Origin of the sequence: Microcoleus asticus IPMA8 (assembly GCF_013179805.1) — a bacterium.
GTDB classification, from domain to species: domain Bacteria; phylum Cyanobacteriota; class Cyanobacteriia; order Cyanobacteriales; family Microcoleaceae; genus Microcoleus; species Microcoleus asticus.
Window position 1 is genome coordinate 1,446 of record NZ_SRRZ01000050.1, and the last position, 24,779, is coordinate 26,224.

The 24,779-nt window shown below is 44.3% G+C and carries 22 protein-coding genes and 1 CRISPR repeat array; of the genes, 8 read left to right on the top strand and 14 right to left on the bottom strand.

All coding sequences use genetic code 11. The features are described 5' to 3' along the window. Positions 1 to 78 precede the first annotated feature (78 nt). A CRISPR array of direct repeats spans positions 79 to 778; the repeat unit is 37 nt; unit sequence GTTTCAATCCCTGATAGGGTTTTAGGTTTTTTCCGGC. A 251-nt stretch (positions 779 to 1,029) separates the two neighbouring features. The 9 genes from cas2 to cas3 form a co-directional block, all read right to left on the bottom strand. Continuing rightward, positions 1,030 to 1,305, bottom strand: a complete 276-nt coding sequence (gene cas2, locus E5S67_RS14850; RefSeq protein ID WP_172188456.1) for a CRISPR-associated endonuclease Cas2 — start codon at positions 1,303 to 1,305, stop codon at positions 1,030 to 1,032. 2 nt (positions 1,306 to 1,307) lie between these two features. Next, the gene (cas1d, locus tag E5S67_RS14855) at positions 1,308 to 2,309 is read right to left on the bottom strand and encodes a type I-D CRISPR-associated endonuclease Cas1d (protein WP_172188458.1); all 1,002 of its coding nucleotides are present in this window, start codon (positions 2,307 to 2,309) and stop codon (positions 1,308 to 1,310) included. A 27-nt stretch (positions 2,310 to 2,336) separates the two neighbouring features. Continuing rightward, the gene (gene cas4, locus E5S67_RS14860) at positions 2,337 to 2,930 is read right to left on the bottom strand and encodes a CRISPR-associated protein Cas4 (RefSeq protein ID WP_172188460.1); all 594 of its coding nucleotides are present in this window, start codon (positions 2,928 to 2,930) and stop codon (positions 2,337 to 2,339) included. Between the two features lie 140 nt (positions 2,931 to 3,070). After that, positions 3,071 to 3,904, bottom strand: a complete 834-nt coding sequence (cas6, locus tag E5S67_RS14865) for a CRISPR-associated endoribonuclease Cas6 (protein ID WP_172188462.1) — start codon at positions 3,902 to 3,904, stop codon at positions 3,071 to 3,073. A 91-nt stretch (positions 3,905 to 3,995) separates the two neighbouring features. Beyond that, a complete protein-coding gene (gene cas5d / locus E5S67_RS14870; protein ID WP_172188464.1) occupies positions 3,996 to 4,703 on the bottom strand; it encodes a type I-D CRISPR-associated protein Cas5/Csc1 in 708 nt (235 codons plus the stop codon). A gap of 5 nt (positions 4,704 to 4,708) precedes the next feature. Beyond that, complete coding sequence (gene cas7d / locus E5S67_RS14875; RefSeq protein ID WP_172188466.1) at positions 4,709 to 5,722, bottom strand: type I-D CRISPR-associated protein Cas7/Csc2; 1,014 nt, start codon at positions 5,720 to 5,722, stop codon at positions 4,709 to 4,711. Between the two features lie 81 nt (positions 5,723 to 5,803). Next, the gene (gene cas10d, locus E5S67_RS14880; RefSeq protein ID WP_172188468.1) at positions 5,804 to 9,163 is read right to left on the bottom strand and encodes a type I-D CRISPR-associated protein Cas10d/Csc3; all 3,360 of its coding nucleotides are present in this window, start codon (positions 9,161 to 9,163) and stop codon (positions 5,804 to 5,806) included. A gap of 134 nt (positions 9,164 to 9,297) precedes the next feature. Further along, positions 9,298 to 9,549, bottom strand: a complete 252-nt coding sequence (locus E5S67_RS14885; RefSeq protein WP_172188470.1) for a hypothetical protein — start codon at positions 9,547 to 9,549, stop codon at positions 9,298 to 9,300. A gap of 403 nt (positions 9,550 to 9,952) precedes the next feature. Continuing rightward, the gene (cas3, locus tag E5S67_RS14890; protein WP_172188472.1) at positions 9,953 to 12,133 is read right to left on the bottom strand and encodes a type I-D CRISPR-associated helicase Cas3'; all 2,181 of its coding nucleotides are present in this window, start codon (positions 12,131 to 12,133) and stop codon (positions 9,953 to 9,955) included. A 97-nt stretch (positions 12,134 to 12,230) separates the two neighbouring features. Here cas3 and E5S67_RS14895 point away from each other — a divergent pair, with 97 nt between their 5' ends. Further along, positions 12,231 to 13,097: a WYL domain-containing protein gene (locus E5S67_RS14895; protein WP_172188474.1), complete on the top strand. Its 867-nt coding sequence runs from the start codon at positions 12,231 to 12,233 to the stop codon at positions 13,095 to 13,097. A gap of 173 nt (positions 13,098 to 13,270) precedes the next feature. On the opposite strand, the gene E5S67_RS14900 is transcribed toward E5S67_RS14895, so the two are convergent. Further along, on the bottom strand, positions 13,271 to 13,486 hold the full coding sequence (locus tag E5S67_RS14900; RefSeq protein WP_172188518.1) for a hypothetical protein: 216 nt from the start codon (positions 13,484 to 13,486) through the stop codon (positions 13,271 to 13,273). A gap of 264 nt (positions 13,487 to 13,750) precedes the next feature. On the opposite strand from E5S67_RS14900, the gene grxC reads away from it, so the two are divergent. Next, on the top strand, positions 13,751 to 14,065 hold the full coding sequence (gene grxC, locus E5S67_RS14905; RefSeq protein WP_172188476.1) for a glutaredoxin 3: 315 nt from the start codon (positions 13,751 to 13,753) through the stop codon (positions 14,063 to 14,065). Between the two features lie 120 nt (positions 14,066 to 14,185). On the opposite strand, the gene menD is transcribed toward grxC, so the two are convergent. Next, on the bottom strand, positions 14,186 to 16,090 hold the full coding sequence (gene menD, locus E5S67_RS14910) for a 2-succinyl-5-enolpyruvyl-6-hydroxy-3-cyclohexene-1-carboxylic-acid synthase (RefSeq protein ID WP_172188478.1): 1,905 nt from the start codon (positions 16,088 to 16,090) through the stop codon (positions 14,186 to 14,188). A gap of 73 nt (positions 16,091 to 16,163) precedes the next feature. On the opposite strand from menD, the gene E5S67_RS14915 reads away from it, so the two are divergent. Beyond that, positions 16,164 to 16,463 carry an antibiotic biosynthesis monooxygenase family protein gene (locus tag E5S67_RS14915; RefSeq protein WP_172188480.1) on the top strand — a complete coding sequence of 100 codons (300 nt, stop codon included), beginning with the start codon at positions 16,164 to 16,166 and terminating at the stop codon, positions 16,461 to 16,463. Between the two features lie 52 nt (positions 16,464 to 16,515). Here the strand turns inward: E5S67_RS14915 and E5S67_RS14920 are convergent, their stop codons facing one another. Then, positions 16,516 to 17,949, bottom strand: a complete 1,434-nt coding sequence (locus E5S67_RS14920; protein WP_172188482.1) for an isochorismate synthase — start codon at positions 17,947 to 17,949, stop codon at positions 16,516 to 16,518. Positions 17,950 to 18,332: 383 nt separating this feature from the next. On the opposite strand from E5S67_RS14920, the gene menA reads away from it, so the two are divergent. From menA to E5S67_RS14945, 5 genes are all read left to right on the top strand, one after another. Beyond that, on the top strand, positions 18,333 to 19,229 hold the full coding sequence (menA, locus tag E5S67_RS14925) for a 2-carboxy-1,4-naphthoquinone phytyltransferase (RefSeq protein ID WP_172188484.1): 897 nt from the start codon (positions 18,333 to 18,335) through the stop codon (positions 19,227 to 19,229). Positions 19,230 to 19,371: 142 nt separating this feature from the next. Then, entirely contained in the window at positions 19,372 to 19,617 is a 246-nt protein-coding gene (locus E5S67_RS14930; protein WP_172188486.1) for a hypothetical protein, read from the top strand. Between the two features lie 4 nt (positions 19,618 to 19,621). After that, a complete protein-coding gene (menH, locus tag E5S67_RS14935) occupies positions 19,622 to 20,422 on the top strand; it encodes a 2-succinyl-6-hydroxy-2,4-cyclohexadiene-1-carboxylate synthase (RefSeq protein ID WP_172188488.1) in 801 nt (266 codons plus the stop codon). An 11-nt stretch (positions 20,423 to 20,433) separates the two neighbouring features. Then, complete coding sequence (locus tag E5S67_RS14940) at positions 20,434 to 21,567, top strand: o-succinylbenzoate synthase (RefSeq protein WP_172188490.1); 1,134 nt, start codon at positions 20,434 to 20,436, stop codon at positions 21,565 to 21,567. 75 nt (positions 21,568 to 21,642) lie between these two features. Beyond that, positions 21,643 to 23,061, top strand: coding sequence for a 2-succinylbenzoate--CoA ligase (locus tag E5S67_RS14945; protein ID WP_172188492.1), 1,419 nt, complete (start codon positions 21,643 to 21,645; stop codon positions 23,059 to 23,061). A gap of 87 nt (positions 23,062 to 23,148) precedes the next feature. Here the strand turns inward: E5S67_RS14945 and E5S67_RS14950 are convergent, their stop codons facing one another. Together E5S67_RS14950 and E5S67_RS14955 are read right to left on the bottom strand one after the other, a co-directional pair. Further along, positions 23,149 to 24,120 carry a putative 2-dehydropantoate 2-reductase gene (locus E5S67_RS14950; RefSeq protein ID WP_172188494.1) on the bottom strand — a complete coding sequence of 324 codons (972 nt, stop codon included), beginning with the start codon at positions 24,118 to 24,120 and terminating at the stop codon, positions 23,149 to 23,151. Positions 24,121 to 24,345: 225 nt separating this feature from the next. Continuing rightward, the gene (locus E5S67_RS14955) at positions 24,346 to 24,759 is read right to left on the bottom strand and encodes an acyl-CoA thioesterase (RefSeq protein ID WP_172188496.1); all 414 of its coding nucleotides are present in this window, start codon (positions 24,757 to 24,759) and stop codon (positions 24,346 to 24,348) included. Positions 24,760 to 24,779 lie beyond the last annotated feature (20 nt).

Below are 24,779 nucleotides of genomic sequence, written 5' to 3' on the forward strand. Positions count from 1 at the left end.
CTGAAGACTGCCAATCCCTGATCGTTGGTTATGGTGGGCGCGGCGTTCCGTATATGTGACAGCACTTCTAGCGGAAGTGTTTCAATCCCTGATAGGGTTTTAGGTTTTTTCCGGCGCGTAATTGCGATAATCCGCGATTGTAGCTTCGAGTGTTTCAATCCCTGATAGGGTTTTAGGTTTTTTCCGGCACCCGATCTTGCGCGCAACCTGAGAGAGTACATGAGTTTCAATCCCTGATAGGGTTTTAGGTTTTTTCCGGCTTGCCTGGTTTTCTGAGGAAGTAGCTAAGCGTTATAAGTTTCAATCCCTGATAGGGTTTTAGGTTTTTTCCGGCTTGCGGCACTTCGGTGCCGTCAACTCCCGGAATTCTATACAAGAAGTTTCAATCCCTGATAGGGTTTTAGGTTTTTTCCGGCTCGACACATATCAAATCCAACTTGTAAATATCACAGTTTCAATCCCTGATAGGGTTTTAGGTTTTTTCCGGCGTCGCCTTACACCTTTAACAGTGAATGGATACCTAGTTTCAATCCCTGATAGGGTTTTAGGTTTTTTCCGGCTATTATTCAGGCAGTGTCGGTTGGTTTATTTGACGTTTCAATCCCTGATAGGGTTTTAGGTTTTTTCCGGCCCAACAGCTTCACCAGTACGAACTCCAGAAAAAAGTAAAGTTTCAATCCCTGATAGGGTTTTAGGTTTTTTCCGGCTTAATCTCCTTTGTCAGTTCGATTTCGGCGGCGTGTTTCAATCCCTGATAGGGTTTTAGGTTTTTTCCGGCCGCCCGTTCCAGAAGCCTTGCTGTATTTGGTTTTCAAGGTGCAGTTCCGTAAATCTAAAACAAAAGTACCATTCCAGCCTGCGGCTTGTCAATACCAAAAATTTCATACTCACTCCAAAACTTTATCCTGTAAAGCTTTCACAATTTCCGTGAATTGTTTTTTCAGAGGAGGGGCATCAAACTCTTGCTGCACGTGAGTTTGAGCCGAAAAATTTGATACCCCGATTTTAACACCTACCCATTCACGGAAACTAAGCAAAAAATATTGTGCGATCGGCTGGCACTACCCCACCAATGCGTTCGATCTTACCCTGACAGCAAGCGCACAGCGGGAAAAACAAAATACTGTCTTCGTTGGGTTTGATGACTTTGTTCAGGCGCGATCGCAACTTTGCATACTGAGTCTCGCTCAAATCAGCACACTCAAACACACTGTACTGCATCCACTGCCCATAGGATTTCAGCATTTTGTGAATCTTTGTCCGGCGCTTGTCTTCCGAAATATCGTAAGAAATCAGAATGTGCATATCTAATACAAAACTAAAGGTGGATATTTGTCAATTTCGCCCATCAAATATTTCGCCAACAGCCGCCCTTGAATTTCAAAAGCTTCTTGATAGGTACACTTGCGTTTCAAAACAGGATGCTTAAACTCAGACTGCTTTTTCTTTTCATACAACTTCAGAAACTCTTTCCGTCCCGTTTCCGACAGTCGCACCACATTACTCAGAGGTTCCACCGTAAAATCATTTAGTGTCAGAATCCGGCGGTTAATCGCATTCAAAATGATACTGTCTGCTACCAAAGGGCGGAACTCTTCCATCAAATCAAATGCTAAACCCACGCGGCCGTAGCGCTGCATATGAAGGTATCCTAAATAAGGGTCAAATCCCACAATATTAATCGCGCTTTGCACATCGTGACGCAGCAGCGTGTAAGCAAAATTCATCAAAGAATTCACCGGATCGGTAGCAGGGCGGTGTCGCGGTCGAAACACAAAGCCTTCCGCGCGAATTAATTGGTTGAAAACCCTGAAATATGCCGCACTTCCAGCACCTTCTTGTGCGCGCAAGGAGTCAATATTGTCAGTTTTGTCAAGTTTGGCGATCGCATTGGAAATCTGCATAATTGCCGAAGCTAAATTGATTTCCGAATGTTCCCGCTGAGTTTGAGATAAACTGGTGCGATAATTCTTCAACTTCCCGCGAATAAAACCCCGGACAACATGAATAGCTTGCGGAGTTTCCCCCGCCGCTTTCCACTGAGCATTGCGAACGAAAATGTTTTTACTTAATTCCGGTTCCAGCTTACCCAAATAGTGACCCGTATCCGTGATAAAAGTCAGAGGAATTTTGCGTTGTAGCAATTCTGCGATCGCCGCCGGGGAAATAGTCGCCCGTCCCAAAATCACCACTCCATCTAAATGAATCAAAGGCACATCCTGTAATATTTGATTCTTTGCCTTGACATTTAGGCGTTCATCTGTTTTTCCAATAAACACATCATCTTGATTGATATACAGTGTCCCCACGATCGACTCCTAAATTTGTAGTTTGGATTAATTAGCTTCTTGATAGCGCAGGACTTTCTCAGCAGCTTGCGGCAAACATTGCTGATAAAGGCTGCAACCTTGACAGCGTTTGCTATAATTAGGTTGAGGCATTCTGCCTGTTTGCAGCAAAAATTGGATAGCGGTGATAGTGGCGATCGCCTCCTGTCTCAACCCCTGAGAAATCTCGACTAATTGCCGCTGATGCGACTGCGCGTAATACACATATCCAGTTGCAATAGTTTTCCCCGTCATCTCCTCTAAACAAAGCGCTTGGGCGCAAACTTGCAACTCGTCATTATCCCATTCTCCCTTCCGTCCCCGCTTGTATTCCACGGGATAAATCTCACCCTCAGCCGACTCAATCAAATCCGATTTACCAATCAGTTTGTAGCGCTCAGACTTCAGCCAAATTGCCCGAACCTGCCAAGTTTCATCGCGGTTAATCTCGCCCATCGTGTGAACGCGATCGTGCAAACTCGTGCCTTCTATGGTATACTGATTGTCCGCAAATTCCCCCGCACAAAACATCCGCCAGCAGCGGTGAGCGCAATAGGAATATTGGTTGAGAGATGCGATCGAAATGTAATCAAAATCGTTCATAATTTAAGGGTTTGTAAGAGATTGGTAATTGGGAATTAGCAACAGGCAAGATGCCTGTTCCACAAGAGTTTAGTGTTATTGTGGGGTGGGCATCTTGCCCGCCCTGGAAATCCGGCATCTTGCCCGCCCTCAAAATCCGTTTAACTCTTATTAACAACAATCCGCCGAGTCATTCCCATCCCCATCGGAGTTTTCCTCCCTACACCGCAGTAAACAGCAAAATCAGCCAAAGCATTAATTTGCTTAATCAGTAAAGGCTCCACATCTCCCAAAATCCGATAACTAACCTCCCCAACCATGCCGACAAAATCGCTTTGATAGTTAGTCAATCTTTCACTTCGGATATTGACAAATGTCGAAAAAAGTGCATCGAAGGAAAGATCGGGAATTGCGATCGGGCTGTACTTATTCCACCGACTGAGGAGACTGTTAAAAACGCAATCTCTAGTAGGAATCACCGAATCAAATTTCCCCTGCCTAAAAGTAGTAGGAGTCGCAAAACTGAAGGCAATTAAGCGATTAGTTTCGGAAGCGCGATCGTACAATTGAGAGTAATCGCAAGCATTAGCCCAAGGCTGATCTACTTGGGGCGTTCCGAGAATCTTAGTAATCATCAAATCGGCGGGCCCTAGATGCCACGGCTTCGACGGATTGAGGTTCAGCCAAAGCTGAGTTAACTTGCCAAATAAAGTGTCATCAAGCAGAGTAATCCGCCACCAACAGAGGGTGTGTTCTGGAATCGGTTCTGTGTGTTCCCATTGCAGGAAATGGTGTTTTTTGAAAGGGCATTTTTTAGTTTGCAAAGGGCTGAGGGTGAAAGATTTTTGGGCGGCGGCATCGTGGAGGCGATCGCCGAGTTTTTTGTCAACGGAGCTCACGAGGGTGAGGAAGAGGGCGTGCAGGTGTCTTCCGGTGAGGTATCCGGGGGGAATTGGGGCCAGGGGAAGGATGTTGAGGACTAGGCTGTGTGGCATATTTGGTTAATGGTTAATGCTTAAAATTGGTTTAATTTTTATCGTTCCCAGGTTCTACCTGGGAACGCATTTCTAGAGGCTCTGCCTCCTATTAATCGGCTCGAAAGCGGTATTCCATACACGCCGGAATTTTGAGTTTGTCAAACTCGTAATATCGCCCTAGCATTTTGACATTTTGGATGAGGCTAACCGGAGGCATATTAACCACATCGTAGCTAATCACTTGATGGGAAAACATCACGTCTAAAGGGTTGAGAAGATAGGGAAAGATGAAGTCTGTTGCTGAAGGCGATCGCTTCACTTCCTTCTGTTCTACAATTTCAACTGCTGCTTTGCTCATCCACTTTCCCAACCGTATCCACTTTGCCAGTTTGAGAGACTTCTCTAAGATTATGAAAAACTCAAATTTGCTTTCCGGCGCGATTTCTTTTGTTCTTCCAAAACTAGGGATATTTTTCTGAGTTTTCTCCATCTCAACGTGATAGTTGTTGTTTGCGTATTTCCAAGTATTGAGAGTGGAAGAGTGAGAAATAGAACGCCCCGGAGTAACATAAATCCCCTGTTGGTTGAGCGCAGTTAAATGCGGCTCGTATTTAGGAACTTGTTCGGGACAGAAATAGCGATAGGAATGTTCTTCAGAAACGGTGGTGGAATAGATTTCGCTATCCACCAAACCGAGGGCATAACAAAGCGCGTAATTGTGAATTACCGGCTCAGTTTCGTAAAGTCTCCCTATCTCGCGAGTTGCAAAATAAAGGCTATCGTGCAACTCGATTTGACAGCGGTAAATAAAAGTCATGGTTGTTACTCCGCTGCTGCTGTAGCTCCTGCCTTACCCTTGATATGCTTCTTCGCGTAAGCTTTAGCCTCGTCATCGGCTTTCTTCAACATTTTTTTGAGTTCATCTTCATTGCCAATAACAGCTTTAACCTCTGTCACTAATGGTGTAAACTTATCCCCAATAAAGTCTTCATGCACGATAAATTCCTCAGACAGTAACGTTTGGATAGCAGCCCTAGCAGCCATAATCACATCATCTTCATTGAGAGGGTTGTTGGAGTTGAGTTTATCCTCAACCTGCAATTTGTCGTAAATTGCTTGCGTCCAGCGGAGGTTACTGGTAATTTCGCCGTCGGCAAATACCACGCCAATTAACTCATTTCTGACTCGACCTGTGCGGGTGGTTTGAGCGCCATAGTGCCGCGTTCTGAGGATGTTGTTGAAAACATACAAAAAACTAGCTTCTGTAGGGTCTTTCAGGGTGACAATGCTAGGAAAGAAAATCTGGGGTTTGATGTGGTCTTGCTGATTGATGCGACTGGTAACTTCGCCTGGTTTGGAACCTGCTTCACCCTTAGATGCCATTGTGCCATTCTCAAAGGGAGCATTGAGGGTAAAAGTCTCGTGAGATTCATCAAAAGCGGTAATTGAAAATGCTGTGTCAACTACTACTTTAGATTTCTCGGAACCCGAGTCACCGATCGCAAATCCGTAGATAATGCAATCAGGATTATTCATTGCAAACTTGACATTGTATTCGCAATCTTCAGCGTTCATAAAACCATAGTTACGCAGTAACTCGCGGCCGACTAAACGTTCTGGTGTAGATTGCTTGCGCTTAAACATGGTAAGGCGGCTGATAGGTTTTTGGTCTTCAATTCCGGCCCTGACTCGCGCTTTATTCAGTTCTCCATCTGTCTGAAATAGAGGATAAGATTCTGTCACTCGTACAGTCAGGAAGTGGGCATATTTGCCCATTGGTTTGTAAGGGATGCTGGCATGAAATAATTTAGCATCAAGGGTTTTTAAGAAAGGCATGATTTGTCTCCTAAGTGAAATTTGTAGTTAAAATGTTACTGGTGCAAAATGCGTGTAGCTTATCAAACACTAGCTTCAGCTTTAATTGTCAGCTTCGTCCTCAGATTCGTCACCTAATTTTTCCTCTTTAGCGCGATTTTCTTTGTCATTCTCTAAACGATAAAGGAATTCGCAGGTATCTCGGATTAGGTTGATTTGGCGGCCGGCTAAACGAGCCCGATCGCCCGCGAAAGACTGCTCAAATACCTCCTCAACAAAGTATCGACTAAACTCTAAAATTGCCTCTCGTTCTTCCTCCCGCTTGCTGAAAATCCAGCGCCCTTCAGCAGTAGAAGCGTGAACGCGATCCATGAGCTTTGAAACTTCAGCAGCAACAACAAACACTAAAGAAAAACTATGATCGGCTTCTAGGATAGTTTTAGAAGCAATATCAATCGGTTTCAGCACAGCATTTGCCTTGGGATTGTATCGCTTACTTGCACGGTAAAATCTGCGATACAATTCCGTCAATTTTTGGGGGTGGTTTAAACTTGATGCGGTTGTCACAGTCAATCGTTCCTCTTCATGATTATAGTGGGCATAGGAGTCAAAGCAAGGGTAAAAATGATAAGCATAAAGCTTGATTTTTTGAATTGATGCCGTTTCATTTTTCTGTTTGCGAACCCATTGATTTAGGTAGCTAAACACATAAAGCGGGCTGGTTTCAAAATCCTTGGCGAGTTCAGTTAATTTACCCCAGTTGGAGTCATAGCCGGACTTCCCCTGTTTCGCATTAACATCAAGGTGAATGGCATAAGCCGCAGTTAAGACATTTAAAGGTGCAGGATAAGATTTGCCGTTTTCCTCCCAACCTTCTAGGATATAGTCGAGGCGGAAGCGCTCGCGCTTGGTCAATACCCTAAAAGCTTGGGGTACACTGTCAAGAAATACGGTTTCTTCAAATTCTGCACCGTCGTTAAAAGGCGGAATTGGCGACTCGGAAACTACGGTTTTGACATCTAGAATCATGGGAAAAGCAAAAGCTAGCCAAGCTGGCATTACCCAAGATTCGGTATCAGTTGCATCTCGACCGGGGGGAAGCGCCATGAAGTAAAATGTTAGGGGCTGGTCTTCGGGATAGGAAAGTTTGAAGGTGCGGTCTTTTCCTGGTTCGAGGTTTTCATCTATTAGGAAAGCATCGACGCTTTGGTAGCGATCGCGTCCAAAATTTGCTTGCAAATCCTTGCTGATAAAATGATTGCGAATGCTGGTATCAAAGCGGCTTTGGGCAATGCTAGTGTAGGCTTTTTGCAGAAACTTATTTGTCTCTGGGGTGAAGTAATATGTGGGATAAAAATAGAGATATCGATATTTCCCATCTTCAAATTTTTTGCCCACAGCTTGAGTTTGATTCATTAAAATTTGTCTCAGCATCATTTCCAAACCTGCAATACTAGAAATATTGCGTTTGGCGTTAGAACCTCCCAACATTTGTTTGTTAGTGTAAACTTGAGGCGTGAACAAAACGGCTGATTCCATTTGTTCTGTCACCGTGTAAGCTGAATGAGAAATTGAACAGATTAACTGTCTTCCTCTACCCTGTTTCTTAGCGAGTTGGTAGCGTTCCAACTCATCTAAAAATACGTCACTGGATGCTGTGTCCAATGGTGTATTTCCGGGTAACATGACAACCCGCGTTACCCACAGTCGCAAATCGTCCCAACCGTCGGGCAATTTGTACTGTGAAAGAATGGGTTTAATCATTTGGGAAATGTGGACGATCGCCTGTTGGCAAACCTCCCGCACATCCTCAATGCCTGGGTGATGTTCTAGGTACTTTGCTGCTAAATAGTACCATTCGTAAGGAACGCCACCTGTATTACCTTTTAGCTTAAGTTCTTTTAGGCGTTCATTAATCCGTTGGATTTCTCTCAGGGCTGGTAGATACTCGGACAGGTTCCAAAACTTAGCAATTTCCTCGACAATATCTAGATGAGGCAGTGTGGGTAGTTTTTTGTCTTTCTTGCGTGCAGCTTCGATCGTATAAACCTGTTCTCCCCAAATCTTGCGACTCACTAAGTCGCCAAGTTCAGCAATCTGGTCAATCCGAATATCGTCGTCAAAATTGAAGCTGTAATCAGCAGACAAAACATCCTGTCTTTGAAGTTTGATCAGATTATCGCTGCGACTTTTTGCAACAGAGTTTTTCCCTATTTTGAGAATTCGTAAAGTAGCACTAATGGCAACTAGCATCAAAGCTGACGCATCAAAAAACAGGTTATAATACTCGGCATATTTCATTCCTTTACCATCTCTGCCAAAGCCAGTTTGTCGCCGTTGCAGTTGTCCGGCGCAGAGTAGTTTAATCTTGCTAACTACTCGTTCGGGTAAGTCTAAAATTGAAATAGCAGGAGCATCCCGCCGTGCTAGGTAAATTACACCTGTTGGTAGGTAAAGCAAAGGTTCATAGTAGGTGCAAGCGTCGGTATTCAGCGCCGTATGCACTTCCATTAAAGCGTTATTGACGACGTTAGTAAGTACGCCTCTGTTTTCAGCGATGCTGTGATAAGTAAATTTTAATTTCCCGTCGCTGAGGCTGTGGATTAACTCGTTTAGTCTGGTATTTTCTGCATCTTGCGGATGTTTGATAATAGATGCTAGGGAATCTGCTAAACAGGTCAAGTCTGAGAGACTGCGGAGAGTGCGATCGCGCAAAACTGGATTTAACCCCAATTCCGAAAAATTCCAGTTAGTATCCCAACGCCGCTGAGCGTTGTAAGCAAGGCAGAGCAAGTCGTCAATGTATTCTCGATAAGCATCTGGATCGTCGGGATTGATGAAGCTATCTATTCCTAACTGTCGCACTTTTTCATCAATAATTTGACGGTGCTGTTCTAGCGGTAACTTGCGGCAATCGTTGGGGATATCGGGGAATTTTTCAAAGTCGTGGAGAATAAATCCAGCAATTACTAACCGCCGTTCTTTTTCTCCCACCGCTCGCCGCACGGTGGTATCGAGTTTTTCTAACCGCTGTTCAATTAAATTAGCGGGAAATAATCCATTTAGCAGGTGAGTATTTAGGGACTGATCGCCTGCATTATGCCGTCTCACATTCTCTTTTCCTTGTTTGCGATCGAGTTCGTCAAAAAATTTGCCGCCTTTGGCTGTAACGCCAATGGCAACTCGCAGCAGATTTGGCAAGACATATTCTGCGAAGTCTGCCATGACGCGATCGCCTGGATTTTGACTCTGAATGGCTTCTCGCAAGAGTTTGAGGGTTAGTAAGTCGCGAGTTTGAGGTTCGATTGTGCGATCGGACGTTTGAAAGTTTGACCCCAATTCTTCATCTTGCAACCAGTCATCATCTGCATCATCCGATCGCTGTGAGTTCAAATTAACTGGGATATCAAATAATGAGAGTTGTTGGTACTCTTCATCGGGTTTTTGACGTTTTTTAGCCATTTTATGCCTCTAGGGAGTCTATGAAAGAACTCACTTATCTTTGGAAAATTTTGACAAAAAAGCTCTACAGGCTCTGATGTAGTTACACTAATCCTGTAGAGCCTAACTATTGAAAATTCGCAAAGTGCTACTATCTAGCGCCTTTGAGATACCTTTTTAGGGCCTTCAACAAAAACTAAAAAGTTAAGGGAGTCTTCTATGACTTCCTTGGAGTCAATATCATTCCTGTCAAGTGCAGTCCGCAATTCGCTGACAACTTGTTCTAGTCGCTCAAAGATTTGGCGATTTTTCCCCCGAACTTTCTTTTTGTTTTCCAAAAAAGGTTTCTGGCAATAGGGAATAAATAGCAAAGGGTCTCCCTCACCAGAGCGTTTTGACTTTGGCATTGTGAATGTCTCCTGTTTAGTTTTTACAGACTGGAAAGACTCACGGCTGCTGACTGCTAACAGCAGCAGAAGGGGGGCGTTATACCCCCACCCAAATAAAGTGACGCTAAAAACCGTTCTGTCTAGAGAACAAGAAGGGCTGCGATTACATATCTGTGTTCCTACTCGCGATCGTTGCTCACAGAGCCGCGAAGCTTTCCATGGTCTAAGTGTAAGCGATCTAAACATAGTTGTCATCCTTGCTATATTTATGTACTATGGTGTGGACAGGTAGAAAAAGCTTATTAATTTTTATTGAGAGCTTAACACCCTATTAGGGATTGAAAAAATTGGCTGCGCTCCTAATGGCGTTCGTTCCTCTATCTTTCTACCTGACTTAACCCCCCTATTAGGGCTTGAACTTCTACGCAATCCATACTTCATCCCCCTTGCTCTTGAGCCAGTGGGCCAGCGTGTCCACAAGCAGGGCCGACTGGCCAAAAGCTATAGAATAAGGTGCAGTCGTATCGTGGAAACTGTACCGATCGCAAATCGGATAAATCTGAAAGTGCACCGGCAGTCGCAGGCGCGATCGTACTTCAGTTACCGGATACCGCAGCACATAACAAACCAATGCTTGCTTCTTCAAACGCTTGTTGATTTCCCCGATCCAATAATTCTCAGGTTGCACAACCTCAATCCCCGTTAAAACCTGAACTTTCCAAGCAGAAGCATTTTCCTCTAAAGTTCCCGAATAAGTAAATTTCCAATTCAGTCTTTCCTCCCGATAACTACGCAACTTCAAAAAAGCAAGACAATGTTTAAATCGACCTTTGGCAATTGGTTGCCCAAGGCGTTCCGATGTCTCGTTCAACATTCGCATAAAGGCAAATTCCGTCATCGGTTCGATTTCCAAGTTGCTCAAAATTCCTGGTAAATCGTAAGTTTTAAATTTGTCTGCCTCGTGGGAATCGGTTAAATCGCAAATGCCACATTGCAGGGGACTAGAACCTCGAAAACTGCTAGCATCCTCAACTATCGGATTTCCTGTCTTATTACCCGATCGCTCTTGCCACTCTTTGCCCCACTGTTTAATATCACCGGCCACTTTCCCCAAGTTAGTTTTAAATACTTTCTGACAAGATTCCTTAAAAGCCTTCTGACTTTCTGCGTACTGCTGTTTAATTGTCTTGTGTCCTAATTCCCAGCAAATTTGAACTGACTGCACCGCGCCCCAACGGGAGTAATATCCCTCAAAATTGTTGATTTGGCGGTACTTTTCGCGAATTTGTTGATAGAAAAAAGGACGATCGTAAATTCCGTTAGACTCTAAAGTGGCACTATCACCCGCAAACAAGCGTTCGACTAAGAAATTAGGGGTGAGTGCTATGGCTGTGAAATTTTTAAACTGAATAAACTCTCCATTGCGATCGCAGCCATCGTGCCGCCCCAACCTTCCCAACCTTTGGATGAAGTTGCCCGCATCGGCGGATTCAAAAATCAGCAAATTGATTTTGAAGTCTACCCCGACATCAATGGTGCTAGTACCGAGAACTAAGTCTGACGAGAGCGATCGCTCTTTTTCCGTCTTTCCCGACAACCCGGTATTTTCGCCAACAACTAAACCGTGAGGCGCGAACAATTCCCGAAAAAATGGTGTCAGCCGCTTGACGGCCGCAATTGAATTCAGAATAATCGCTCCTTTACTTCCCGGATTGTGTTTAAAGTGAGTCAGGATGAGATTTGCGCTGTCCTTCAGCCAAGTTTCAGAAGCTTTTGAAGTTGGTTCTAGGGAAATAAAAGTCAGCGTACTTTCCCTCAATATCTGCCGCCAGGAGTCTGCTTTCAACTGTTCGATTTCAGCAGGGCGATCGGGAAACTGATATTTGCCTGCTTTTAAAGGGTCGATAGTTTGACAGCGAAAACCTGCTATTTCTAGTCTGCTAATTAATTGGTCGTCAGGAGTTGCTGACAGGAATACAAACTTTTTTCGGCGGTTTGTATTGTGAATTAACAACATAGTATTGATGACGCTGGCAATCTGGGGAGATGCTAAAACATGAAATTCATCAAAAATGGATAGGTCAAAATCTTTGTCGATGCGACCCCACAGTTTATCGGGGCTATCTTCAGAGCTTAAATACGCTCCTCGGTGGAGATAGTGCAAGATATCAGGGTTAGTTAATAAAATCTCTGATTGACCTGTGCGAGATGCGATCGCGGCTGCTTTTCTAAGTTTTTCATTTTCTGCATAGATTTCTAATTCCGAGCCGCTAAGTCGGACAACGCGGGGTTGATGATCGGGTTGGAATTGTTCGATATAGCGCTGAATTTGAGTCTCCTGATCTCGCGCCAGTTCATTCGTCGGATATAGCGCCACTGCACAACAATTTGTCTGCAATGTTTCTAAAAAAGCGGCTAAACTTTTGCCATCGCTAGTTATAGCAAAGTTGAAAATGACATCAATATTTGGATCGCGAATTGCCTTTAAAGTTTCGGCTTGATGCCAAGAAAGAGTCCAACCTTCCGGTAATTTGACTTTCTTGGGAATTTCCGCAGCGGGACAGGAGTAAACGGATTTGAGGGTAATCTGGTAATCGGACATATGCTGAATCTGTGTCCGTAGAAAGTGGATATCCCCCATATTGACACCGACAATAGAGATAATCAAGCCTGTACAATGAAAAAGTGTCCGTATATTTATGAGTCGCAAAGGTCAATCGATCACCCTATCGGTTTCTGAACGAGATAAAACTGAGTTGGAAGCCTTGGCCCAAGAATTCGGGAAGACGTGGGGCGATCGCCCGAACATATCCAAACTGATAGAAGCGATCGCCCGTCGCCAACTGACGATCGCCCCCAACCACGACTGGCCCCAAACCCGCATCCAAGCCCTAGACCTCGCCCGACAGCAATTGCTTGACTTGGGTAAAATTGATGAAGCGCTGGCAATTGCCCAATTGTTGAGCGATCGCAGCGAACTAACTCTCCCCTTCCGGGCTGAAATCGATCAGTTTTTGAGCAACCCATTACCTGCTTGGCGGCAAAAAATCGATAATTTTATCCACAGAGACCAACCATTTCGCCTTTCCTATCGAGATGCAGCCGATCGCCTTTGGAGTTACACAGTCTTACACGCTCGGATTGTCCCTATTGAAAAGCGACAGTATTTAATGTGTCGCTGCGAAGAATCTGACGGAAATCAAGACGTACCGGGGCTCGAACACAACTGGACGCTGCTGCTCGATCGCATTGAAGATGCTGCGGTGATGTCGGTCGATCGAACTTGGTTGCCCGATTTAGAGCGAATTTCCGTAGAATTTCACTTATTTGGCAGGCTTGCCTTTAACTACAGACGAAAGCAAGGCGATGTGGAAGTCAGCGACTTAGAAGGCGATCCGCCAATGAGACGAGTCACCCGTCCGATTTTCAATACCTTCTGGTTTTTCCGCGAAATTGCCCCCTATTGGGAAGATTGCGCGATCGCCTCTCCAGACAGCGTGCGCGATCGATTCCAACAAAAACTGATCGCCCTCTGTCGCCAGTACAACCTGGAAATCCGCGATTAAATCAAAAAAAAGCAGCCTGTAAAGGCTGCTTTGACAAATAAACCGTTGTTGAGTTAGAGGAGAAAACTTTAAATCGAATTCAAATTACCGCTGTTTCAACTCCTGCCTGAGTTTCCACTATTTTCATCTACCGCTGACTCACCTTGCCTTCAGAACAAAACTTCAAATCCCGATTAGAATGCTGCTGAAAGTTCGTTGACTACTTGGACTCGGCCTCTGAGCACCGCCCGCAGCAAGCGGTTGACACAGCCTCTGTCTTCGTCATTCAGAGAGTCGTCGAAGGTGGCGGCCATCAAACCGTAGCGATCCGCCAGAGTCAAAACGCCTGTATCGGTTACAGAAGCGAGGATTTCAGAGATAGCGCCGGGGAGGAGTTGTACGGGGTGCATGGCAGTGCGGTTGAATTCGATATATTTATCATCTTCTGGTTTCCTCAAAAGATCGGTGATATTAATGAGGCCGCGAAGGTGATTGTCAGGGGTGAAAGCAAGTGATCCGAGTAGAGTAAAGTTGTGACTTGGGTCACAGCGCCACAGGTAGCCGCAGGCAATTCCATCCCGCGCCAATTTTTGGGTAGGACGTGGGGCTGACGGCATTTCGCTAAAATGATCGTTAATCCCCCAACCAGTTAAATTTTTACCCCAGTACCAAAAATGCTTGATTTTCTCAATCCCATCTTGGGCCGCAAGCCCGATCGCATCAAAGCCAATGTGGAAATCTATACTTGGCAAACCTGTCCCTACTGCATCCGCGCCAAAACTTTGCTGTGGTGGAAAGGCGTAAATTTCACGGAATACAAAATTGATGGCGATGAAGCGGCTAGAAAGGCAATGGCCGATCGCGCTAACGGACGCCGCAGCGTACCCCAAATTTTCATTAATAACGAACACGTAGGCGGCTGCGATGACATTCACAAACTCGATGCAGAAGGACAGTTAGATCCGCTGCTAGCTCAACCCGTCGTTTAAACATAGATATTAGACCGTTCCCAAGAACAAGCAAGATGCCTGTTCCACAAAAAGTGAATTTTCTGCTTGTGGGGTGGGCATCTTGCCCGCCCGCGAAAGGCTTATTGACAAAAGTCCTTACTACGAATCTTTGGCAAATTTACTTAGATTGTCTTGCCGCCATTTAGCATCGGCGCGCCTGTCTGTTTGCACTTCTAAGACGCGAATCCCGCTATTGGGCAGTGAAATTAATTTTTGTTTGAAGTGTTCCCAATCCTCAATTACCTCGTGTTCCACGCCGTAAGTTGCACACAACTGAGCAAAATTGATATCCTGCGGCGTGGCAAAAAAATCTTCAAAGGGCGGGTCAAATTTGGCAACGGGCAACATTTCAAAAATTCCGCCGCCGTTGTTATTAATTAATATGATTGTCAGATGACCTACAAATTTATTTTTAATTAAAAAACCGTTCGTATCGTGCAAAAGTGTTAAATCGCCTGTTAGCATGATGCTGCTTTGATTGCGGTGAGCAACTCCCAAAGCAGTTGACAATGTGCCGTCTATACCGTTAGCGCCGCGATTGAAAAACGGCTTTATTTCTAAGTTGTTCGGCTTCCAGAAAAACTCTACATCTCTGACGGGCATACTGTTGGCAATAAATATCGGTGTTTCAGGTGGCAAAATTTGGGAAAGCAGCCAGGAAACTTTGGGTTCGATTATGTTGTTAATTGCTGATATTTTTTGGTCTATTGTTTGTCTGACTTGGATTTCGGTGTTGCGCCAAAGTTGGAGGTATTCGTTTGAGGGAGAGGTTAGAACCCCCCCTAATCCCCCCTTGCTAAGGGGGGGGACTGGAGTTGATTCGCCCTTGTTAAGGGGGGGGATCTGAGGGGATATATTAGTGGTAGCAGTGGTTAGAACCCCCCCTAACCCCCCCTTGTTAAGGGGGGGGACAAGAGTTAATATAGTTGCGAGATTTTCTACGGAGGTTCGGAGATGAATTGTTTGGCCGTGTAGCGGATCGAAGTTGTGGTGGCTGGGGTCGATTATGTAGCGTTTTGGTTGGGTTTTATCTAACCAGTTTCGCAGTTCTTTGCTTGTGGGTAAGTCTCCGATTTGAATGGCGATTTCTGGGGTTAATTTATCTGCTAGTTCGCGGTTTCGCAGGATTAAATCGTAGGTGGAAATTAGATGGGGGTTTAGTTGGGCGTAGTTTCTGACTGGGGATAGTCCTTCTGCTAAAACTGGCCAGTTTAAGGATTTGGAAATTTGGGCGATCGCACTACAGTATTTTTCGACCAATTGAGGCTGTGCAACGCCTGCAATAATTATCCCTCGATCGCACTTTTGCCATTGTTGCATTGTACTTTCTTCTCCCCCCCTTAACAAGGGGGGGCTGGGGGGGGTAGAGCTTTCTCCGGCGAAAATGGGTTCTAATCCTGCAAAGAATTCTTCGGGATTGAATTGTGTTTCTAAAACTTCTACAGCTATGTCTGGAACGGGTACAAGTGGGTCGCGAAACGGGATGTTGAGGTGGACGGGGCCGGGAGTTGGAAATTGCGATCGCTCCCAAGCATACACGATCGTCTGCCGCAGATAGTCTAGCATTCCTGTGGACGCAGAAGGTATCGCTAATTCGGCTTGCCAGTTGGGATAATTGCCGTATATTTTAACTTGGTCGATCGCTTGTCCGGCGTGACAGTCCCGCAGTTCGGGAGGTCGATCTGCGGTGAATATTAGCAGCGGAATTCGACTTTCTCTGGCTTCTATTATCGCAGGATAAAAGTTGGCGGCTGCGGTTCCCGACGTACAAATTAGTGCTGTTGGCAAATATGATTTTTGGGCGGTTCCTAATGCAAAAAAACTTGCTGAACGTTCGTCGAGTATGGGAATAGTTTCTATTTTTTTGTTTTGAGCAAAAGCTATTGTTAGCGGTGCCGATCGCGAACCGGGACAAATCACGGCTGTAGTTAATCCCAGTCGCTGCAAAGTTTCTGCTAATACGGAAGCCCAGACGGTATTTGTGTTGCGAAAATCTATTGGCATTGCTAAATCTGAGTAGCTCAACTCTGTATTGTGCTACGATATTATACCGAAATAATTGTCAGGATACATTTTTATGATTCTTGAGGCGGTTGTGCTTAATGTCAAATCTGGCTGTGAGGGTGATTTTGAGATAGCTTTTAGAGAAGCTTCCAGTCTGATAGCGTCTATAGATGGATATTTATCTCACGAACTTCATCGCTGCACAGAAGTTCAAGGAAAATATCTCTTATTGGTGAGATGGGAAAATTTAGAAGCTCATACAATTAGATTTAGGAATTCCGCTGAATATCAAGAGTGGAAAAGAATGATTCACCATTTTTACGATCCTTTTCCCACAGTAGAACATTTTGAGGAAGTGAAAATTAAACATTAACACAGACTCAATCAATTACCCAGACAACTCTACATTCTGCCAATTAGCTGAATTAGACTAAAGCATTTAAAAGTGGCTGCAATTTGAGCTGAATTTCTGCTAGTTCTTTCTCAGGTTCGGAACCCGCCACAATACCGGCACCAGCATAAAGTATAGCCCGATCGCCGTCGATTAAAGCCGATCGAATACCGACGGCAAATTCGCCGTTGCCGCTGCGATCGATCCAGCCCAGGGGTGCTGCATACAAAGAGCGATCGCAGCTTTCGCAGCCGCGTATTTGCTGTAGGGCAATATCTCTCGGTACGCCCGCCACCGCTGGCGTTGGATGCAGTTGGGATAAAATCTTTAATAAATGAATATCACGGGGAATTCTAGCCCTTATGGGTGTCCACAAATGCTGAATGTTTGACAGTTGCAGCAGCCTGGGAACCGGGGAAAAGTCGGGATTTATACCGAGACTCGACAGGCGATCGACTATAAAATCAATTACAACTCGATGTTCTCGAATATCCTTTTCGCTGTTGAGTAAACCTTTGCCTAAATTTGCATCTTCCACTTCATTTTTCCCCCTCGGTGCGGAACCTGCTAAGGCATCTGTTACTAACTCATTTTTGTGAATGCTGATTAAGCGTTCTGGACTGGCACCGATAAAATTTTGACCTTGACCGTTACTGGTGGAAAATACGTAGCAACCGGGATAAGTAAGGCGCAAGTTATTTAAGGAGTCTATTAAACTAAAAGGGGTTTGGGAAATGACATTTATTGCTTGGGATAAAACAATTTTACTGAAATATTTAGACTTGATAAATTCTAAAGCGGACTTGACAGATGTTTTGAATTGAGTGGCATCATTTACAGGAATTTGTTTTAAAAGTATCGAACTGTTTCTAATAGAAGTTATTTTTTGGTAAGGGCGAGACGCAATTTTATCAAAATTTTGCCAAATATTATCCGTAATAATCTTAATATTTAAATCTCGGTTAATGATGGCATTTGCAACAAGTGTGCAGCTATCTTTCAGGCGAGTAATCTGCCATTTTGGTAAAAATACGGTGCCAGGGGGAAAGTAAGAATTGGTGGCGACATTCTCATCGAAAAAAGCAAAGCTACAAAAAAAGTGCGGCCCGCTGAAGGGCAAGCGTTCTGTACCGATGGTAATTGTTCGGGCAAGACAAGATTGAATAAAATTTTGAGCGAGGGTAAATCGATCGCTTCCGGCTACTGTTAAATGGATGGCCGAATCTAGGGCGGCGATCGCAAAACTGTTGCCGGAAATCGGGTCTCTTTTTTCAAAGTAAAAGTGCCGCTGGCAAGGTTGAGAAATCTCTTGAAGTACAACTAGCGGATCGACGGGGGCAATCTCCTGAGAAATACTAACTATCTTTGTTTGATCTTTTTCGGTTAAAGACTGCTGGCAATCTAACAGAAACTGATGCAGTTGATTGCGGTCTTGTAAAAGATTAGCGCGGTGCGGTATTACTGTCATGAAAGCGAGAATAGCAGATTTGTCAGAAAGAGTGCGGTTTTGTCCCGCTAGAACCCCTATTTCGATCTAAGCACGGGAGGGCGATCGCAAAACACGACCTTTTAAGTTTCCCTCCCTGTTTGGGTTCGCTTGGGGCAGAAAACAGACTATCGCGCGATCGATCGAAACATTTAGACATAAAACTTTAAGATTGAGCGACTAAATCTCGACAAAAGGCGATCGACCCCGCAGAGGTTTGCAGACGGGCATTACCGGGCGTGCGATCGCCCGCAAAGCCTCTCAACGGATGCCCCCCGCGCACTCAACCCGATACAGAGTAGACTTTCTTGACCAATAAAATTGTAAAATTACTACGCTGCTATCAATTGAATCAAGTTTGTGTGATGACAACAAAGTTAATTGAACGTCCAAATAGTAAATTGTGGCTGGCGGCAATCAAGCCGCCCATGTACAGCGTTGCGGTGATTCCTATTTCAGTTGGAACTGCAATTGCTTTTGCCGAAACTCAAACGATTAATTCGTCAATTTTTTCGACATTTTTAATTTCAGCCATTTTGATTATAGCATGGCTGAATCTCAGCAATGATGTATTTGACTCGGAAACAGGAATCGATAAAAACAAAGCACATTCCCTAGTTAATTTAACCGGAAATAAAGCTTTAATTTTCGGGCTGGCTAATCTGTTTTTAGCAGTCGGAGTGTCGGGAATCTGCGCCATAAGCTGGTGGCAAAAAGACCCAACAGTAATTTTGCTGGTAGTTTTGTGCTGTGCTCTCGGCTACACTTATCAAGGGCCTCCGTTTCGTCTTGGCTATCAGGGTTTAGGGGAAATCATCTGCTTTTTCACCTTTGGGCCGCTAGCCTTCGCCGCTGCTTATTACAGTCAAACTCAAACTTGGTCTCCTACTAATTTTGCGGCTTCGGCAATCGTGGGAATTACTACGAGTATCATCTTATTTTGTTCCCATTTTCACCAAGTTGAGGACGATTTGGCGGCCGGCAAAAAATCGCCAATTGTTCGACTCGGTACGAAAAAAGGTGCTCAGTTGTTGCAGTGGTTGTGCGGCAGCGTTTATGCTTTGACTGTGCTATTTGTGGCTTTGGAAATGTTCCCAATTTGGACGCTGTTGATTTTTGGGAGTGTGTCATTTGCGATCGACCTTTGCCACCATGTCACAGACTATCACGACCAACCTGCAAAGGTCAGCAACTCTAAGTTTATCGCAGTTACGCTGCATTTTTCGAGCGGATTGCTGCTGGCGTTGGGGTTTGTTTTGTAGATCGGGCGATCGAGAATTTCGGTAAAATGGAGGTATGGTTTGCTAAGTTGAGGGAGTTGGTGGAGTTGGGCGACTTCTCACAATCTTCTTTAATTCAGCAATCCGTACCTCACATTGAATCGTAAAAAAGGAGAATTCAACCATGACTACGCCAACAGAAATCGGCAAAATTATGAGTTTAGAAGAAATTTTTAGCCTATATCTTGATGAGTGGGTACTCATCGTCAATCCTGAATTAGATGAAGAATTAAACGTGATTCGAGGTGAAGTTTTAGCCCATGCAACAGAACGCGATGAAATTTACAGTAAGCTTTTATTAAGGAATGGAAAATCTGTCGCGATAGAGTATACTGGCTCGATACCTGATAACATCGCAGTGATGTTGTGACGAAATGGCTAACTTTAATAATTATCAGTTTCACTATTCTTTAAATGGCAACTGTAATCAGCAGACAATTTTATTTTTGCATGGATTCACGGGAAACTTTCAAGATTTTAGCAGCGTCATTTCCTTACTCTCTAAAAGTTATTGCTGTCTAGCAGTTGACCTTCCCGGTCACGGAGAAACCAGAGTAATCGGCGACGAAAGTTGCTACAATATGCCAAATACAGCCCAAGCATTAATACAGTTATTAGATGATTTACAAATAGACAAATGTTTGTTGTTGGGGTATTCAATGGGCGGGCGATTGGCACTTTACATGACTTTACATTTTCCAGAAAGATTCGAGAAAGTAGTGTTAGAGTCAGCTTCTCCGGGATTGAAAACAGAAAAAGAGCGATCGCACCGCCTGGAAGCAGATTTACAGCTAGCACAAAAGCTAGAAAATAGCAACATTAAAGATTTTTTATTCAACTGGTACGATCGCCCTTTATTCAAATCTTTAAAAAACTCTCCCCAATTCGACAAACTCATAGAAACCCGCTTAGCAAACAATCCCTTAGAATTAGCCAAATCCCTCCGCAACATGGGAACCGGCAACCAGCCCTCTCTCTGGGAAAAACTCGCACAAAATCAAATCCCCATCCTCTTGCTAGCGGGAGAATATGATGATAAATTTACAACTATAAATACCAAAATTGCCAGCTTGTGTCCGGCCGCTACTCTGGAAATTGTACCAAAATCTGGTCACAATATCCATTTTGAAAATATTGATACGTTTGTCGCACTTGTGAGACAATTTTATGATTAACTACAACACAAATGCTTTATAAATTCGAGTTTCGCACTTATCAGCGAAAGTTTAAGCGTCCACTGCAAACAAGTCACGGCATCTGGGATATTCGATCGGGAATTATCCTGCGACTTGTGGGCGAAAATAGTCAAATTGGTTGGGGAGAAATTGCCCCTTTGAGTTGGTTTGGTTCTGAAAGTTTTGAGCAAGCTTTAGATTTTTGTCACCAGTTTCCAGGTAATATTTCATCAGAGATGATTTTTGCTATTTCCGCTGAATTGCCGGCTTGTCAATTTGGCTTTGAGTCAGCACTATCAAACGAGAAAAGTTCACCCCCCCCAGCCCCCCCTTGCCAAGGGGGGGAGAAAGCCCAATTGCCGGCTTGTCAATTTGGCTTTGAGTCAGCACTATCAAACGAGAAAAATTCACCCCCCCCAGCCCCCCCTTGCCAAGGGGGGGAGAAAAGCGAAAATTTAACTTACCTTTCCCAAAAGGGGGAGAAAATGCAAAATCGGTTCAGCGGTTTATTGCCAGCAGGAGAAACAGCTTTGCAGGCTTTGCAAGTGCTTTGGTTAGAGGGATATCGGACGTTTAAATGGAAAATTGGCGTTGCTGCAATTGAACAAGAATTAAAAATTTTTCAGCAGCTAATTGAAGCAATGCACAATTTGTGCGATCGAGAATCGGCATTTTTGCGGTTAGATGCCAACGGGGGACTCAGTTACTCGCAGGCTAAAACATGGCTGGAAGCTTGCGACAAGGTAAAAGCAACTCCCGATTTTTCCGCAGACATTGAATTTTTGGAACAGCCGCTGCCCGTAACACAGTTTCAGGAAATGGTAGAATTGAATGCTATTTATGCAACTGCGATCGCCCTTGATGAATCTGCTGCCAACCTCGATCGCATCCAAGAGTGCTACAGCCAAGGCTGGCGGGGAATTTTCGTCATTAAACCTGCGATTGCTGGTTCTCCATCCCAACTGCGAAAATTTTGTCAAACTCACAATATAGACGCTGTTTTCTCATCAGTATTTGAAACCGAAATCGGCAGACAAGCAGCATTAAATTTAGCAACACAATTGTCTTTAAATAAGAGAGCACTCGGCTTCGGCACCGATTGCTGGTTCGATGACAATCATTCGATTTTAGATTTTAGATTTTAGATTTTAGATTACTCCCAAAACAAATCAAGCGGGTTAGGTAATTGTTTTGAATCGAGAAACTTGGTGAAAGCATCTATGGCAACAAATCTAACAGTAAATATTCGGGATATCGCGTGTGGCTTGCCTGATAGTTGGCTTATCGGTTGTGACAGCCGCGAATTTGCCCGAATTGTCGATCGGCTATTTCAAGAAATCGTCCAAAATTCCGCACAAAAAACACCCCCAAAAATTTGCCTCGCCGAACCAGAACCAGTGCAATTTCTTGCCAGTTTCATCGCCGCCCGTGCCGCCAAAAGCCAGATTTTTCTCTGCAATCCCAACTGGGTAAAACCAGAATGGGAACAAGTATTTGATTTAGTCAAACCCGACATATTTTTAGGACAATACCCGCTTCCCAACAATCCCCATATCCCAGTCCGCGAAGGCGGGCTTCGTTTGTATAGCCGCGAATTCCATTCGCCGAGTAAAAGCGGTTTTGATACAATCATGATTCCCACAGGCGGTTCTTCAGGGAAAATCCGTTTTGCCATCCACACTTGGGAAACACTAACGGCATCCGTACAAGGTTTTCAACAATATTTTCAAGTTGACAAAATCAACTCTTTCTGCGTTTTGCCATTATACCACGTCAGCGGTTTAATGCAATTTATGCGTTCCTTTACTAGCGGAGGCAAACTCGCTATTCAGCCATTTAAAGAATTAGAAAATGGTAAAATATGCGATATCGAACCCGAAGAATTTTTCATTTCTTTAGTTCCAACTCAACTGCAACGGCTGCTGCAAAACCCAGATACAGCTAATTGGCTGGGACGGTTTCGTGCTGTACTTTTGGGCGGTGCTCCCGCTTGGCCGGAACTTTTAGAAATAGCTAGAAACTATCAAATCAAATTAGCGCCAAGTTACGGCATGACAGAAACCGCCTCGCAAATTGCTACACTAAAACCCGAAGATTTTCTTGCGGGCAATAACAGTTCTGGTCAAACTTTACCCCATGCTCAAATAACTATTCGCAGTGCTAATGGCGAGATTTTGTGCGATAATCAAATCGGAAATATTGCGGTAAATGCTAAATCTTTAGCGTTGGGCTATTATCCTGAAAATTTTTGCGATTGCGAATATTTCCAATTAGACGATGTGGGATTTTTTGATAAAAATAACTGCTTAAATATCGTCGGACGCAGCAGCGACAAAATTATCACAGGCGGAGAAAATGTATTTCCGGCGGAAGTCGAAGCCGTTGTGCGATCGACTAATTTAGTGGCGGATATTTCTGTAATTGGCTTGCCAGACAAAGATTGGGGTCAAGTCGTTACGGCTATCTTCGTTCCCGCTAATTCCGAAGTTAGTGTCAAAAATCTGCAAGCGGCAATAGAAGATAAATTGAGCAAGTTTAAGCGGCCGAAATATTGGGTAATCGTCGAACAATTGCCGCGCAATTCTCAAGGCAAAGTTAATCGAGAACAATTGCAAGAAATTGCGCTCAAATATCAATAATTATTAGGCGATCGCAATCAATGCAGAAGGCAGAATTTCTCATGCTTATTTCCGACTCCTGACAACAGTCAACAGTCAACTCACTAATTACGACAAACCTAACAGCCTTCTCGTCCTCTCTGCTTCTTGTCTTTGAACGTCCACAAATTTCAACATTCGGTAAAGTACCTCTATTTGCCCCAACTTAATACCTGCTTGTTCAGCCACCCGTATCGGATTACCAAAAATCGCCTCAACTTCCAGGGGTCGCGATTCATCATAATCGATTTTCATGCTCGTGCGGTAAGGCTTCATTTTCTCAGTGTATTCGAGCATCTGTGGGATAAAGTCATCGGGAATAATGCGATCGCAACTTTTGGCTCCGGCTATCACTTCCCCCATGATTTCCTCGACTAAAATCCGAGTATCGGGATTAGCCATCAGTTGGTCAGTTCTTGCATCCAAAACTACAGACAGCCCGTTATAAGGAATATTCCAAACCAGCTTTTTCCACCTTGACAATAGCAAATCTTCGCTCATTTTAATAGGAATGTCAGCGCGTTTAAAATCCTTAGCAATTTGGTGCAATCTATCAGTAATACCGATGGGCTTGTAGTCTTGGGCATATTCGCCCAGCGTGATCGTACCGTAATCTAGGTGGCAGATGTGACCTGGCCCAACTTTATAAGAACAGAGAAAACACAGCCCGCCAACTACTCGTTCTGCACCGACAATTTTAGCTACTTCCGGTTCCGTATTCAATCCGTTTTGCAATACTAAAACCGCGCCGTTATCCTTTAATAAAGGAGGCAAGATTTTGGGCAACAAGTGATTTTGAGTTGTTTTCAGCGCTAGAATTACTACGTCGCACTGAGGCATTTTATGCGCGTCGTGGTAGGCGCGGACGTGGGGGAGGGTGAAGTCGCCTTCGGGAGACTCGACAATCAAACCGTGTTTTTTGACGCGATCGTAATCGCTGCGCAGCAAAAAATTGACTTCTAAACCTGCTTGTTGCAGTCTACCACCGTAGAATCCCCCTAAAGCTCCCGTGCCGACAATGGCATAATTGCGATTTGACATACTATCAAAAACTCCGAAAAAATTCTCAACCTAAAAGAAATTAGACCCCGCTCAAAAACGGATACCGTGCCACGTACTCCTGTCGCGCTCGGTCCAAAATTTTAGACCAAAGTTGAAACTCCCAGATTCAATGCTGCAAGTAAATCTAAAATCTAAAATCTAAAATCTAAAATCGACTGACTGTCATTCCCTGCTATTATTTAACGATAAAACTAATGTGAAATCTCAACTTTCAAATTTACTCATCCACTGCATCAAGTCTTCAGATAGCTGTTTTCTAGTTCGGCTAACTGCATCGATGCAGACGTGCTTAGTAAGAGCTTTAGCAGCGCTTCTTCCTGCCACTTCCTCAGAAAATACTTGATAGGCAATTTCAAATTCATCGCCAGTAACTGGTTTCGGCGTCAATTGAATCATCAGCCGATCGCCCGCAAACATGGGGCGATAAAAATCTACACTAGCATGAATTATGGGAAAGGCAACCTCGGGATTGGTGAAAAATGCTTTGAGATTGATTCCCGATGCTGCTAGAGATGCCTCGTAAGCTTCGTGGCACATCGCTAAAACGTTAGCAAAGTAAACGACTCCAGCAGCATCGGTATCTTGAAAGCGAACAGTGCGGGTGTAAGTGAAAGACATTTGAGGTAGTAGCGGGCGAT